The organism is Lancefieldella sp. Marseille-Q7238, from assembly GCF_949152215.1.
In the GTDB taxonomy this organism is placed as follows: Bacteria; Actinomycetota; Coriobacteriia; order Coriobacteriales; family Atopobiaceae; genus Lancefieldella.
Genome location: NZ_OX424407.1, coordinates 1,194,632 through 1,207,401, shown reverse-complemented (window position 1 = coordinate 1,207,401; position 12,770 = coordinate 1,194,632). Strand labels below are relative to the sequence as shown.

General features: G+C 44.9%; 16 protein-coding genes. 2 read left to right on the top strand and 14 right to left on the bottom strand.

The annotated features are described in order from the left end of the window. Positions 1 to 7 precede the first annotated feature (7 nt). The 6 genes from QM016_RS05490 to QM016_RS05465 form a co-directional block, all read right to left on the bottom strand. Entirely contained in the window at positions 8 to 904 is an 897-nt protein-coding gene (locus tag QM016_RS05490; RefSeq protein WP_282710680.1) for a dihydrodipicolinate synthase family protein, read from the bottom strand. 24 nt (positions 905 to 928) lie between these two features. Next, on the bottom strand, positions 929 to 1,537 hold the full coding sequence (locus QM016_RS05485; RefSeq protein WP_282710675.1) for an SIS domain-containing protein: 609 nt from the start codon (positions 1,535 to 1,537) through the stop codon (positions 929 to 931). An 11-nt stretch (positions 1,538 to 1,548) separates the two neighbouring features. Beyond that, positions 1,549 to 2,142, bottom strand: coding sequence for a hypothetical protein (locus QM016_RS05480; protein WP_282710672.1), 594 nt, complete (start codon positions 2,140 to 2,142; stop codon positions 1,549 to 1,551). A gap of 98 nt (positions 2,143 to 2,240) precedes the next feature. Next, positions 2,241 to 3,554, bottom strand: a complete 1,314-nt coding sequence (locus QM016_RS05475; protein WP_282710671.1) for a PTS ascorbate transporter subunit IIC — start codon at positions 3,552 to 3,554, stop codon at positions 2,241 to 2,243. 62 nt (positions 3,555 to 3,616) lie between these two features. Continuing rightward, positions 3,617 to 3,913, bottom strand: a complete 297-nt coding sequence (locus QM016_RS05470; protein WP_282710667.1) for a PTS sugar transporter subunit IIB — start codon at positions 3,911 to 3,913, stop codon at positions 3,617 to 3,619. Further along, positions 3,913 to 4,368: a PTS sugar transporter subunit IIA gene (locus tag QM016_RS05465; protein WP_282710662.1), complete on the bottom strand. Its 456-nt coding sequence runs from the start codon at positions 4,366 to 4,368 to the stop codon at positions 3,913 to 3,915. The genes QM016_RS05470 and QM016_RS05465 overlap by 1 nt, the downstream gene beginning before the upstream one ends. A 380-nt stretch (positions 4,369 to 4,748) precedes the next feature. On the opposite strand from QM016_RS05465, the gene QM016_RS05460 reads away from it, so the two are divergent. Next, positions 4,749 to 5,528 carry a DeoR/GlpR family DNA-binding transcription regulator gene (locus QM016_RS05460; protein ID WP_282710660.1) on the top strand — a complete coding sequence of 260 codons (780 nt, stop codon included), beginning with the start codon at positions 4,749 to 4,751 and terminating at the stop codon, positions 5,526 to 5,528. A 65-nt stretch (positions 5,529 to 5,593) separates the two neighbouring features. Here QM016_RS05460 and QM016_RS05455 read toward each other — a convergent pair whose 3' ends face one another. After that, complete coding sequence (locus QM016_RS05455) at positions 5,594 to 6,046, bottom strand: PTS sugar transporter subunit IIA (RefSeq protein WP_282710658.1); 453 nt, start codon at positions 6,044 to 6,046, stop codon at positions 5,594 to 5,596. A gap of 229 nt (positions 6,047 to 6,275) precedes the next feature. On the opposite strand from QM016_RS05455, the gene QM016_RS05450 reads away from it, so the two are divergent. Further along, on the top strand, positions 6,276 to 7,151 hold the full coding sequence (locus QM016_RS05450) for a class II fructose-bisphosphate aldolase (protein WP_282710656.1): 876 nt from the start codon (positions 6,276 to 6,278) through the stop codon (positions 7,149 to 7,151). Between the two features lie 70 nt (positions 7,152 to 7,221). On the opposite strand, the gene QM016_RS05445 is transcribed toward QM016_RS05450, so the two are convergent. The 7 genes from QM016_RS05445 to QM016_RS05415 all read right to left on the bottom strand — a co-directional run bounded on the left by QM016_RS05445 (position 7,222) and on the right by QM016_RS05415 (position 12,531). Continuing rightward, the gene (locus tag QM016_RS05445; protein ID WP_282710654.1) at positions 7,222 to 7,785 is read right to left on the bottom strand and encodes a hypothetical protein; all 564 of its coding nucleotides are present in this window, start codon (positions 7,783 to 7,785) and stop codon (positions 7,222 to 7,224) included. 90 nt (positions 7,786 to 7,875) lie between these two features. Next, positions 7,876 to 9,288, bottom strand: a complete 1,413-nt coding sequence (locus tag QM016_RS05440) for a PTS sugar transporter subunit IIC (protein WP_016477515.1) — start codon at positions 9,286 to 9,288, stop codon at positions 7,876 to 7,878. Positions 9,289 to 9,391: 103 nt separating this feature from the next. After that, on the bottom strand, positions 9,392 to 9,676 hold the full coding sequence (locus QM016_RS05435) for a PTS sugar transporter subunit IIB (RefSeq protein ID WP_016477516.1): 285 nt from the start codon (positions 9,674 to 9,676) through the stop codon (positions 9,392 to 9,394). A gap of 169 nt (positions 9,677 to 9,845) precedes the next feature. After that, positions 9,846 to 10,712, bottom strand: coding sequence for a PTS system mannose/fructose/sorbose family transporter subunit IID (locus QM016_RS05430; RefSeq protein WP_016477517.1), 867 nt, complete (start codon positions 10,710 to 10,712; stop codon positions 9,846 to 9,848). Positions 10,713 to 10,726: 14 nt separating this feature from the next. Next, positions 10,727 to 11,578, bottom strand: a complete 852-nt coding sequence (locus tag QM016_RS05425; protein WP_016477518.1) for a PTS sugar transporter subunit IIC — start codon at positions 11,576 to 11,578, stop codon at positions 10,727 to 10,729. An 18-nt stretch (positions 11,579 to 11,596) separates the two neighbouring features. Then, the gene (locus tag QM016_RS05420) at positions 11,597 to 12,091 is read right to left on the bottom strand and encodes a PTS sugar transporter subunit IIB (protein ID WP_016477519.1); all 495 of its coding nucleotides are present in this window, start codon (positions 12,089 to 12,091) and stop codon (positions 11,597 to 11,599) included. An 11-nt stretch (positions 12,092 to 12,102) separates the two neighbouring features. Further along, entirely contained in the window at positions 12,103 to 12,531 is a 429-nt protein-coding gene (locus tag QM016_RS05415; RefSeq protein WP_282710652.1) for a PTS sugar transporter subunit IIA, read from the bottom strand. Positions 12,532 to 12,770: the final 239 nt, after the last annotated feature.

The following is a 12,770-nucleotide window of genomic DNA, read 5'->3' as shown; positions in this document are numbered from 1 at the left end:
AAATGACCTAGTCATGCGCGATTGTATAGTAATCAAGCATAGCGATAATCTTTTTATCAAGTCCTTCAGCCACCTCAGTAACCGGATAGCGAGCCGGACCGACCGGATAGCCAGCAAGCTCAAGAGAGCGTTTCAGAGTCTGCGGCGTTGATCCAAGGTGCAAGATATCGCGAAGCGGTTCAATTTCCGCCTGAAGAGCCTCCGCTTGCCTTGCATTCCCAGCTTCAAGCGCTCTCCAAAGCTCAACTACAACCTCAGTGATTAAATTGGCGGTTCCTGCAATAGCGCCGGAAGCACCAAGCTCATAAGCAGCAGAAATCTTGCCATCAGACCCCACAAGGACATCCATATCCTTGCTCTCTGCCACATCCAAATAGCCTTGCAAAATCGCAAGATCCCCTGAGCTATCTTTGATTCCTCTGATAGTGTCAATTGAGCTTACTCCGGCAAATACCTCTTTAGAAATATTTTTACCAGTTGCCTTTGGAATGTTATAAAGAATCATCGGAATCTTGACGCTCATAGCAACCGTCTTGAAGTAGTCCCCCAACTGCGCGTCACTGATGCCTAAAAAATACGGATTGATAACGGACAGCGCATCAGCGCCAATTGCTTCGGCACGCTTTGAAAGCTCCACTGCTTCGCGCGTTGAACATGAGCCCGTTCCCACATATACAGGAACACGACCAGCCACCACGTCTATAACAAATTTCGAGAAGTTAATCTTCTCGTCAGCGGAACATACGTGAAATTCGCCGTTAGACCCAAAGGTAAAAATCCCGCTTGCCCCGCCTGAAATAATCTTCTCGACAAGCTGTTCAGCAGCATCATAATTAATCGATTGCTCCGCATCTCGCTTGAAGGGAGTAACCATCGGCACAATTATCCCGTTAAATAATGACATCTCATTCACCCTTCAGAGTCTACGTTACTTTCCCTCACGAATCGAAGCTCCCAAAGCCCCGCCCGGATGCCATTTGACATACTGCTGAGGAGTCAAGCCGTATTCATTCTGCAAGAGGATTGAAAGACATTGGAGTTCAATAATCTCAGCAAGGATAGAAGCTCGAGGAGGCTTGTTCATCGAATCGCCTTCTTGTTCAACTCCTGCAATAAGAGCAACATCTGCTTCTTGAGCCAGCCAGGAATGAGAGTTTCCTGTAAGGCCGATAATGCGAACACCGACGCCCTTAAGACAGGTAACCGTAGACTTGAGTTCGCTTGTTTCGCCTGAATTTGAAATGGCAATAACTACGTCACCGGGACGAGTCTGACCAGCAGATCCATGCACACACTCGGTGCCATGAAGCTCGTAGGCAGGCGTTCCTGTTGACGAGAAGAGCGATGCGGCGTAACCCGCAACGTGGCCCGGTTTACCGATACCGGTTATGTGAAGGCGATTGCCGCCACTTTCTGCATCAAGAATCAACTGTTTCGCTGCGCTAAGAGCATCAAAATCAACATTTTCGAGGTACTTCTCGACAGATTCTTTTTCAATCCTGAGAAATTCTTGTATTTGCTCTTTATCCGTCTGCATGCGTTTCCTCCTTAAGAAGTTACTTCTTTAATCTTGTTGTCTTGCAAGATATCCTTAATCCGTTCTTGGACGTCGCTCAACGTTGTTTTCATGAAAGGGCGTTGTATGTCGATTAAATAAAATCCCGAGGGATGCTCGACCCATTTACCATTCATTAGCAGTCGTAATGCGTTTTTTTGACGGATGATTTTATATGCTGCAATATCACCATACGACACAATTAACGGATACTCTTTATCGGCTGTTTCAAAAATAAAAATATTTTCTTCTCCAAAAGAAACTACGGGAACACGTGAGATAAACCGTCCGGATTTTTTACCCAGCCCCTTCGCGAAGAACCAAGCTGCCGTTAGCCCAATAATGAAGGCAACTAGAAATATGACATTTCCGCTCCGATTGGCAAAAACCCACATCAGAAATGAGAAAAACAGCGCTAAAAACACGCCCACTAGTCTAAGGGCCATGTACGACAGCAGATACCCACGGTCCTCTTCAATCGTATATATGATATCGTCCTGGACATCATCAATGGATTGAGCAGTGCGCTTTTTGGCTGCCTTTCCAAAGAGTTGCTGTGAGATTGACTTTTTTGGCGAATCTGGCATCCAACACCTCAATCCAACGAGAGAAACAAAGGGCACCCATAGACATCCACAGGTGCCCTCAGTTTTAAACCTTAGAGTCGAGCGAAAACATCGAAACCCTAGGCAAGTCCGATAGCGTGCCCAATTCCATAAAGAATGGAACCAACGATGTTATAGTCCACGTTGGGGAACGATGCTTCTGCAATTCCAAGCTGAGCAAATGCCGGATAAAGAACGAGCGGACCGGCTGTAAGGAATATACCAACCAGGAACGAACCGAGCAAAGCACCACGCCAGCCACCGTATGCATAGCCGCAGACACCACAGGTACCTCCAGAGAAGAAGCAGATACCAGCTGCGGGAATCATGATAGTTTCACTGTGGAAGAAGACCATAGCCGCCATTGCCACAAGACCACCGAGGAAGGATCCGATAAAGCCGATAATAACTGCATTGGGGGCAAACGGGAAAATAGCCGGGCAGTCAACGGCAGGACGCGCATCAGGAATGAGCTTTTCGGAAATGCCTACGAATGCCGCAGTAATCTCGGCAATAAACTGACGCACACCGTAAATAAGCACAGACATGCCGGCAGCAAACTGAAGACCCGCAAGGAAAGGCCAGACCCACCAGATATCATTGCCGAAGTAGCTCATGAAGGATTTACCATTTGCAAGCGTATCGCCAAAGTGACCTGTTGCATAGCAGGCAATGGTTACTACATAGAACAAAACAATCATGAACAGGGCAACGGAGAAAACAAAGTCTTTGAAAAGCTTGAAGAATTCTGGAAGATTAGCTGCTGCGTCATCAGACCCTGCTTCAACTTCATTCTTCTTTTGAAAGAGCTTTCCTACATAGCCAGAGAAGGCATAACCAATGCAGTTAAAGTGGCCGATTGCGATATTGTCAGCTCCTACAAGTTTGTTTACGAAAGGCTGACAAAGCGATGGCAGCGCCGCGCCGCAGAAACCGAGAATAACACCACCAAGAATAACCGTGACAGCCATTGGCAAACCAAGAGCAATGAATACCAAAGCAAGCACGCAAGAAAAGTAAAGGAAGTGCTGGCCGGTAAGGAAGACGGCCTTGAATTTCGTAAAGCGAGCAACGACCAAGTTCATAATGAAGCCAAGGACCATGACCATTGCCACTTCGGTGCCGTACGTATTAAGGGCAAGCGCAGTCGCAACTTCGACCTGCGTTACAACACCGTGAACAGAAAACGCGCGGCTGAACATATCGGAAAATATATTCACCTGTGAGGACATTGCACTTGAACCAATATTGAAAATCATAAAGCCAATAATGGTTTTTACCGTACCAGAAAAGACGTCCACAGCGGACTTCTTTTGCAGCAAAAGACCTACGAGGGCAATGATACCCATGATAACGGCAGTGTCTCTCAGCTGCATAAGGATTGCATTAAGCATGCGATTACCCCTTCAGCAAATTTCCAACAATACCTTACTTAGAAACGATCGATTCCGGATGATTACTCAGCATGCTCAGCAAGCCACGTGCCCAGTTTTTCTTTCATTTCATTCTTATCGACAATATTGGTAATGCCAATTGCAGACGGAACGCGGGGATCGGCATTAAGCTCATCCGTAAGATCGGACATAGTGATAACGAGATCTCCGTTAAACCCAATGAGGGAATCGAGATTGCCGTGCTCCGTCTCAACAGGAAAATTATTTTCTTTGATTACCTGATCGACTTTGATTTTAAGCATCATCGAAGATCCCATACCGGCGCGGCAACATACGAGTGCATGATACGTCTTTGCCATTACAGCCTTCCTTCCTTTTGGTTTACGAGCGCTACTATCTCTTCAGCTGTTTTTGCAGCCTCAAGCTGAACAAAGAAATCCGGATCTGAAAGCAATTCAACTAACGACTGAAGGGCTCCCAAATGACTTTCGCTATCTTTTGCGGCAAGCGGAAAAAGGAATTTGACGGGATCGTTATCTGTGCTACCGAATTCCACGGGATTTTTTAATATCGTAATTCCCACGGCCGGTTCAAGAGCGCCGGATTCCGGGCGAGCGTGCGGAAGGGCAACGTGTTCTGTAATAACAATATAGGGACCGAGATCATGAACGCCTTTGATTATGTCGTTGACATAATCAACCGTTACTTTTTTGTTGTCCACCAACGGCTGAGTTGCTTTTTTAATGGCATCTTCCCAGTCAGCGGCGTCAACATCCAGCTGAACCAATTCCTTCGATAAAAGATCGCTCAACATAGATGCTCTACCTTGCCTTTCGTTGAATGCTCTCATCTGTTGTATGAGATCCATAAGGTAAGACGTAATCTTGTATATACTATGCCACCAATTGTGTATTGAAGCAACAATTTATTCATATTTCTTTCATAAATACTGTTCATAAAAATTTATGATGTTTGAAATAAAACAGCTGAATCATATATTTATATCATATCAAGTTATCTTTATTTTATAGTAAAACAACTGCAATTATAAGAATTTGTCTACAGATATAGATACTTTTATACTATTTTCTCTTGCTATCTTAGTATACTTTTGTATAATGTAATTCGTATATATTTGATTGTACATTCATATAATATTCTGAAATATTCGTATAGATGTATGGAGAAAATCTGATGAGAAAGAGTGACGCTGAAGTAACAAGTCGCCGTGAGCGAATCGCTTCCATCCTTGAAAACATAGGGCGAATCAGTATCACTGAACTTTCGCTCCAGCTTGATGTTTCCCCGCTTACTATAAGGCGCGATCTGGACTATCTAGAGGAAGAAGGCATTGCCAGCAGACACCATGGTTATGCAACTCTTAAAAATCCCTACGGGCGCCCCTCGGGATCAAAACAAATCAGAGCTAATCGAGCCATTTCCTATGAAGCGGCTAAACATGTCAAAGACGGAGACTGTATTCTCTTGAATACCAGTTCTGTTGCGCTGAGCATTCTAAGCTGGATTACAGCTCAGGATGTTACCGTCATAACCAATAACGGTAAGGCACTTCTTTTGAACGACAATCCTCCGTATACGATTATTTTGACCGGAGGAGAAATCCGTCCTCCCCGCTCTTCTATGACAGGCGAAGTGGCTATGAGCTGTATCGAAAAGGTATCGGCAACAAAATGTTTTCTGGGGTGTACTGGAATTTCAGTAAATTATGGACTGACCTCTGCAACTTCACCGGAGCCGTCAATTAACACGCTAATGATGGAGCACTCTCAGAAACGATACATCGTTGCAGACTCCACTAAAATCGGAGTAACCTCAAACTTTCAATTTGGGTCAATTGATGAAGTTGACTGTCTCATCACCGATACAGGCGCGCCACTTAAAGAGCTCGATGATTTTCGCGAATCCGGAGTAAAAAAGATTATCACTGTCGATTCATCCCTCGTTCTAAAATAATCGCGAGAAGATCACACTCCCAATTTTATAGTCAAAGAACCACTGGCAGTCGCCTCTATCCTCTATCATCCCAGCACGGGAGCCATAAGATCGTACAGCGCATCAGCATCATTGCAAGCGGCAATCTTCTCAAGAAGCTCGGCATCCTGAATGACTCCGATAAGTTTCTGAAGCATCTCAAGCTGACCATGAGGCTCGGTAAGAGCAAGCATAAAAAGAACTTTTGGATGTAAGATGGTTTCAGGATCCCCCATCATGTGAAATGCAACAGGATCTTTTAACGTTGCAATACCAACGCCAGGCTTAATCACATGTTCACTATCACAATGCGGGATGGCAATATCAAAAGCAGGAGCGGGAAGCCCTGTCGCAAATACGCGTTCACGATCAACAATGGCCCCGGGATACGTATCTTTCGCATAGCCACTATCCACAAAACCCTGAGCGACAATGCGCAGGGCTTCCTCAGAATCAGCGGCTTCAACAGCAAGGAGAATAAGTTCTTTCTTCAGAATCATCATATTTCCTTTCATATGCGAAATCCTACAGACACCCCACGCTCAGTCAATCATGATTTCTAGTTTCTCGTTTCCACACTTCCAAACTTGTATATAATTACATGTACAAGTTGTAGCAGTTTTTGTAAGAAATGTCACGAGGTTGTCGGCAAATTATCCACGTACGGCCGGCCCCGTAGGACATATCTACATCATAACTGCATCAGATGCCTCTAGAAAAGGAGTCATTATGCTGGTAAATCTTCGCGATATCTGTGCCATTGCCGAGCAGAATAACATGGCAATTCCCTCCTTCAATGTGCCGAGTATGGAAGCGCTGCGTGCCGCGATCGACGCTGCCGAGAAGACCGGCTATCCCGTCATTATCGCCCATGCAGAAGGTCATGAGCCCTTCGCTCCTCTTGATAAGATCGGTCCTACAATGGTCGCCCTTGCGGAGCGCTCCAGCACTTTGGTCTGCGTGCATCTTGACCATGGAGAGAATCTCTCTTACCTGCGCCGAGCTCTTGAGATGGGCTTCAACGGCGTGATGTACGACGGCTCTTATCAACCCTACGAAGAAAACGTAGCGAACTCCCAGCGAGCCGCCGACATGTGCGCAAGCTTCGATGCCGGTCTTGAATGTGAGCTTGGCTCAATGGGCTCCCGTGAATTCGGAGAACGTGATGAAGGCGCCACAGCAGAGGAATCAGGCGCCATCTACACCGACCCCGCCCAAGCGCTTGAGTTCATCCAATCAACCGGTCTTGATATTCTCGCATGCTCATTCGGAACGGTTCACGGCATCTACAAAGGTGAACCGCACCTGAACTTTAATGTGCTCAATAAGATCAGAAAACTCTCTCAGACTCCGCTCGTCATGCACGGCGGCTCCGGCGTTTCCGACGCTGACTATGCTAAGGCCATCAATGCCGGTATCCGTAAAATCAACTACTACACCTATGGCGTGAAATATGCCGGTGAGGCTGTAGAAAAGCTCATTGGCGAGAAGAACGGCGAGACTGTCTATTGGCACGATATGACCACGACTGCCTACGATCGTATGCTTGCGGACTTCACTCATGTCATTCAGGTGTTTGCAAACGGAGCTAATCCGGTAGCATAACGTAAACAGGATAGAAGCAAACCCCGATTTCAAACGCCAAATTGAAATCGGGGTTTCTTGTACGCGCAAATTAGTCACGCCGCGCCTGCGCTTTGAGGCTATCAGGGTTCACTTTCAGTTCTAACTCACATATGCGCTTGAACAGTTCTTCTCCATCACTGAACCAACGTCCTCTAATCCAATACCTGCCTCGTAAGAAAGTATCGTTATCCATTCGAACATACATGCGCAAGTCCGCTGGATATTCTCGAACCCGTATAGCATGTACATCTGCCAACTGATAGGTAGTCGTGGCGCCGTAACACGAAAAACTAATTGATTCATTTGTAAGTGTCACGCCGCTCGGATAGGACTTAGAGACAAATGTTTTGATAGCTCCATAGAAAGACACAACACAAACTACAACCATCAAGCCCGCTGGCCAATTCCGAGTCACCATAAGAACAATACTCATAACGGCGAGAACGATGCAAATAATCCCCTGTACAGTAACTTCCCACGTAAAATGACCGGGGTCATACAGGTACGTCTTGCTATTCTCACGATTACCATCAGTATCTTCTGCAAGCTGATTGGCAGCGTTTTTTGCAGCCTTCGTAGCAGGGCTATCTATGACTTCTCTTTTGCTGGCCATAAGCCTCCCAGTAGATAATGGGCTCCGCATATCACACTACGCAGAGCCCATTTGTCTTAACTTCAAATACAGCCCAAACGGCCCAAAATCCTATGCTGTTTTCGCATCGGATGTTTCGTGAAGCTCAGCGGCTTGCTTGAGAATCCTACTACGGTTCCAAATCGCTAAAGCGACTACGCCTGCCGCAAGAATAATCATACCTGCAAATGCGCCAAAAGTACCAAGACGAACAATAAGCCAGCTAAGCGGGTTCGCGCCATCGCAAATTGATGAAATTGCCGCGGCGCCATTCATATCAAAGCTGACATTTGCCGCAGCAGTTGTAATGAGAGGTGAAAGATCAGTCGCAATGTAAAAACCAACAGCCAAAACAACAATACCAACAATGAGACCCCTGAAGCCATTCTCATGAACGATTGGGGTGACAAGAACCAGCATATAGGGGATGCAGGCAAGGTCGGCGAGTGGCACGACCTTATTGCCGGGAAGAATGACGGCCAGAAAAACAGCGACCGGCACCAAAATAAGAGCGAGCGTCAGCGTCACAGGATGGCCCGTGCCAACTGCTGAGTCAAGGCCAATATAAATTCTGCCGCGATGTGAAAAATGCTTTTGTATGAAGGCTGAAGCGGCGTCAGAAATAGGGAGAAGGCCTTCCATTAACAGAGCCGCCATTCGCGGAATCAGCACCATAACAGCGCCCATGGAAACTGCAATCGCTAAAAACCCGGGAGTAGTTGTCCCGTCGACGCCCTTTTGAGGAAGAAAACCATAGCCGGCAAGGATGCCTATGATCAAGCCAATAATTGATCCGAGAAGAACCGGATCACCAAAAACGCCGAACTTTTTCTGCAGGCCGCGGATATCAATATTGATATCTTTGACTCCGGGGATTTTATCCAAAATCCAATCAACGGCAAACGCAATAGGAACATAAGCTCCAGAGAACCCGTGAGGAATAGAAACTCCCGGAAGACCAAGTGACTTCTCTACGAGCGGAGCAGTCACATCACCAATAATCAAAACAATGACTTCATTGATGATTGCAGCGCAAATACCCAACATGACGTTATTAGTAACAATAGCGACAAGAGCGCCGGTAAAAGCAAAGTGCCAGTAGTTCCATATATCCACGTCCGCAGTTTGAGTGGTATTGGTCAAAAGCATGACGATATTAACCACAAGCCCAAGCGGGATAATGATTGTTCCTACAATTGATCCCATAGCAATTGCAGAGGCTGCTGGCCAACCAACATCCAAGACAGAAAGCCCTAAACCAAAACGTGTAACCATCGCCGTTACAGCGCCGGCAAGGTCAGTACCCATAAGTTGGTTAATTACCAGGTTGAGGCCGATAAAGCCAATACCTACGGTAAGACCAGCTTTAAGACTTTTTCCAAAGCCCGCTCCAAATAAAACACCAATAATTGTCAGCACAATAGGCATGACAACCGAAACTCCAAGGCTTGAAAGACCTCCAAAGAATCCAACAATGAAATCCATGAGGTATGCTCCTTTCGTAGGAATAGCCGAGAAAAACTTCCATGTACTTTCTTCAAAACTAGTACCACGCGAAAAAGTACCGTCTTAAGAATGTGCTGTTGACTTACTCTTTCATGAAATCAATGATTTGCTGTTCGACTGCCGCCTTACCCATTCCCGTCAAAAAGGCGATGCCTGAAATGAAGGGGCACTCAATTCCATCAGGCTTAGCGGTAGTCGCGATAACTAGATCAGCGTTTTTTGACTTACCGACAGCCTCTGCGATAGAGCACTGTTGTAGGTGATATTGACCATTGAAACCATTCGAGTCTAAGAGCTCAGCAATTTTCGCCGCGACAGCAGTAGAGGTTGCGATGCCTGATCCACAAGCAATTACGATTTCTTTCATCATGTTCTCCTTTCGAGCTGTTTAACAGGTATGCCAAGTTAACGCGAGCTGTTATTCTCTCTTCTCACATAGTATTGCAAACCACCTCTGTTTCATAGATTGATTGAGAAAAAGTGGTCCTCTTTTAAAAGAACCACTTGAAAAAAGAATCCACTCTACAAATTTAATCTTACGAAGCAACTCCACCAAACAGGCCGGTAGCACCAAGTAGAATGCCAATTGCCACCAAAATTAAAAGGACAATGGTTGAATTGACATTTCTCTTTTTGAGTAAGTACCAGCTTAAGATAGTAATTGCTAAAGGAACGCCTCCCTTTAGAATTGAGTCGAGAGTTGCCTGCAAATCAATAGCCCCTTCTCCTACCGGAATAGAAAGATAGGAAGTCAGAGACACATATTGATTCGCAAGACAGCCGAGGACAATTGCTCCCATGGTTGAAGCGGTAGCAATGAGTCTTTTCATGGATCCCGAAGCCATCATATTTTCAACGCCTTCTTTACCTTGGTTATAACCGGTAAAGAACATAAAGTGGGATATAGGCACCATAACTGCATACATTAGAACCGCATACAGCAGTGCAGCCATTGGATTACCCGAACTGGCAAGTGGCATACATATTGCCAAGAGTATCGGTGTTAAAGTCCCCTGCCAAAGAGTATCTCCAATGCCTGCAAAAGGCCCCATCAATCCAGTCTTAACTGCAGTAATAGCTTCTGGTGTAACAGCCGAATTATCTGCCATTTCCTCTTCCATCGAAAGGGCAAGACCATTGATAATGCACCCAAAATGAGGTTCAGTATTATAAAATTCCATCTGCCTCTGCATAAATTCAATTTTCTTCTGCTTATCACCGGGATAAAGCTTCTCGGGAATATGCGAAAAAGAAGACAGCAGAGCAGAAGCCATCAAACGCTCATAGTTATAATTACAATTCGACAGGGCAATCCACTTGAACCATGCAAGGGTCGCGTCTTTTTTTGTTAAGTGCTTTCTATTTACCGTAACAGTAGCTTTTGTATCGCCATTTTTAGTCATAACTATCGCTTCCTTTACTCGAAATCGTCATCAGAATCATCGGAAGCAATGTCTGATGTGGCCGGTGAAACAGCTCTACCTGAGGATGAAAGCACAGGAACAACCTTACCTTCCTCTGCCTTCATTTCAAGCTGAACATAAAAGAATGCAATGACAAAGCCAATGATTGCAATAGGCATTGCGCCCAATCCAAGATACGCGCTCAATATGAATCCAAAAATGAACCAAATAAGTGTGCCTGGACGATCTAAAGTACGAAGGTTCATAGCGATACCAAGCGCCGGCAGAACCCCTCCTATAACCTGCAATGTATATAGAGGTCTTCCTTGCATAATATTGATGATATTAGAAACAGCACCAACACCGTAATAACATCCAAGGGTAACAGGAACTACGCAAAGAACAAAACAAAGAATCTGTGGTGGCACTATGTGTAAAAACACAGCTTGTTTCATGTTTCCTCGAGCTGCAGCGGCATCAATCATATGAACGAATGTTACATCAAGGGTCATTCTCACAACATTGATGATTGTTCCGATTAGTGCAATTGGAACAGAAATGGCTACCGCAGATTCAGGATCAAGATTGGCAGCAAGAGCCAAGGCAACACCTAAGGTTCCCGCAAGTCCAGGATCATTTGGTTGCGCACCTCCTGCAAAAATGTATGCAATAAAGGGCATCTGAACGGCCGCGCCTACAATAGCTCCCTGAACTGGATTGCCGAGAATTATCCCCACCAATACACCCGCAACCAAAGGCTTTTGAACAATAGAGATTCCGCCTAGAAGAAGGAACCATGGCGTCCCCACAAAGCCGAAGTAATAAATCACTCCAATCAAAAAAGCCTGTAATAACGTAATTTGCATTGTTCTTCCTCCAATCAACTAGACAATCAGCTTTGCTACATCAACTTTTGAGTCATCCGCGGTAATTTGTATAAACACTTCAGTTCCCTCTGAAATTAACTCCTTAATTGCATTTTTTTCATCCGCAGTAACAGCAATATTTCTCCAAAGAGTCTCACGATCAGAACGAGTACCAATACCACCTATGTTTAAGTGCTTGAAGCTAATTCCCATTTTTTGTAGCTTGAGAATCGTAATTGGCGTCTTAACCAGAATAATAACCCGGTCATCTGGCTTAAAACCTTTTGTAAGACGGTCAGCAGCTTTAGCTATGGTAAAGATGCCAAGCTTTATATTGCCAGGAATGACGCCCTTCAATACAGTTTTCATTAAATCGTTTGCAGCAACTTCATCGTCGATAACCATGAACTTATTCGCATTGGTGGCCTTCGACCAAGAGGTCATCACCTGTCCATGAACCAGTCTGTCGTCCACGCGAGTAAGGACGATACTTTCCATTCCCTTTACGTCCATTCTACGGCCTCCTAAAAATTCTCTTCTTCGCTATTCTCTGAAATCATTTGATAGTGAGTTCGAACATCAATCAGTGAGGTCCTACCTGTTTCTAAAATGTTCCTAGCTAGTTCCTCAATGCTCATTTCATCTCTAGCAAAGACCGCCTGTATTGCTAGAGGCAAATTAATACCAGCAACGGCATAAATATCCTTCGATTCAAGAAGTTGAGCAACTGTATTGCATGGTGTTCCACCGAATAAATCAATAAGAACGAGAACTCCATCGCCCATGTTTACCGAATCAATTGCCACAATCGCTTTATTTTTGAATTCCAGTGGATTATCTCCTGGATAGAGGCCAAGTGTTTCTAATTGAGGAGAATTTCCCGCCAATAACTCTATGGCGCTTCTCATTCCTTTCGAAAAATCAGCATGACCTATTATTACTATGCCAATCACAAGTCAACTCCTCTCTCTTTTTCATCATAATATCTAAAAAGATAGATAGAAATATCTAGTCAACTTATAGATTCCGCAAACGGATAAATTTTACCGTGAACGGTATTACTAGTAAAAACTAGCACTTTTAACAGGAATTAATGAAAGCAGAACTGATTTTTTTCCATTATTAATTGATTAGTATTTTTAATCTAGCTAAGGGTTCGCCTATACTACACTTTTTTATAAAGCAGATACAA

Bases quoted from the DNA above. Each gene is read 5' to 3' on its own strand.
- QM016_RS05490 (WP_282710680.1), bottom strand. From the start codon at position 904: ATGTCATTATTTAACGGGATAATTGTGCCGATGGTTACTCCCTTCAAG.
- QM016_RS05485 (WP_282710675.1), bottom strand. From the start codon at position 1,537: ATGCAGACGGATAAAGAGCAAATACAAGAATTTCTCAGGATTGAAAAA.
- QM016_RS05480 (WP_282710672.1), bottom strand. From the start codon at position 2,142: ATGCCAGATTCGCCAAAAAAGTCAATCTCACAGCAACTCTTTGGAAAG.
- QM016_RS05475 (WP_282710671.1), bottom strand. From the start codon at position 3,554: ATGCTTAATGCAATCCTTATGCAGCTGAGAGACACTGCCGTTATCATG.
- QM016_RS05470 (WP_282710667.1), bottom strand. From the start codon at position 3,913: ATGGCAAAGACGTATCATGCACTCGTATGTTGCCGCGCCGGTATGGGA.
- QM016_RS05465 (WP_282710662.1), bottom strand. From the start codon at position 4,368: ATGTTGAGCGATCTTTTATCGAAGGAATTGGTTCAGCTGGATGTTGAC.
- QM016_RS05460 (WP_282710660.1), top strand. From the start codon at position 4,749: ATGAGAAAGAGTGACGCTGAAGTAACAAGTCGCCGTGAGCGAATCGCT.
- QM016_RS05455 (WP_282710658.1), bottom strand. From the start codon at position 6,046: ATGATTCTGAAGAAAGAACTTATTCTCCTTGCTGTTGAAGCCGCTGAT.
- QM016_RS05450 (WP_282710656.1), top strand. From the start codon at position 6,276: ATGCTGGTAAATCTTCGCGATATCTGTGCCATTGCCGAGCAGAATAAC.
- QM016_RS05445 (WP_282710654.1), bottom strand. From the start codon at position 7,785: ATGGCCAGCAAAAGAGAAGTCATAGATAGCCCTGCTACGAAGGCTGCA.
- QM016_RS05440 (WP_016477515.1), bottom strand. From the start codon at position 9,288: ATGGATTTCATTGTTGGATTCTTTGGAGGTCTTTCAAGCCTTGGAGTT.
- QM016_RS05435 (WP_016477516.1), bottom strand. From the start codon at position 9,676: ATGAAAGAAATCGTAATTGCTTGTGGATCAGGCATCGCAACCTCTACT.
- QM016_RS05430 (WP_016477517.1), bottom strand. From the start codon at position 10,712: ATGACTAAAAATGGCGATACAAAAGCTACTGTTACGGTAAATAGAAAG.
- QM016_RS05425 (WP_016477518.1), bottom strand. From the start codon at position 11,578: ATGCAAATTACGTTATTACAGGCTTTTTTGATTGGAGTGATTTATTAC.
- QM016_RS05420 (WP_016477519.1), bottom strand. From the start codon at position 12,091: ATGGACGTAAAGGGAATGGAAAGTATCGTCCTTACTCGCGTGGACGAC.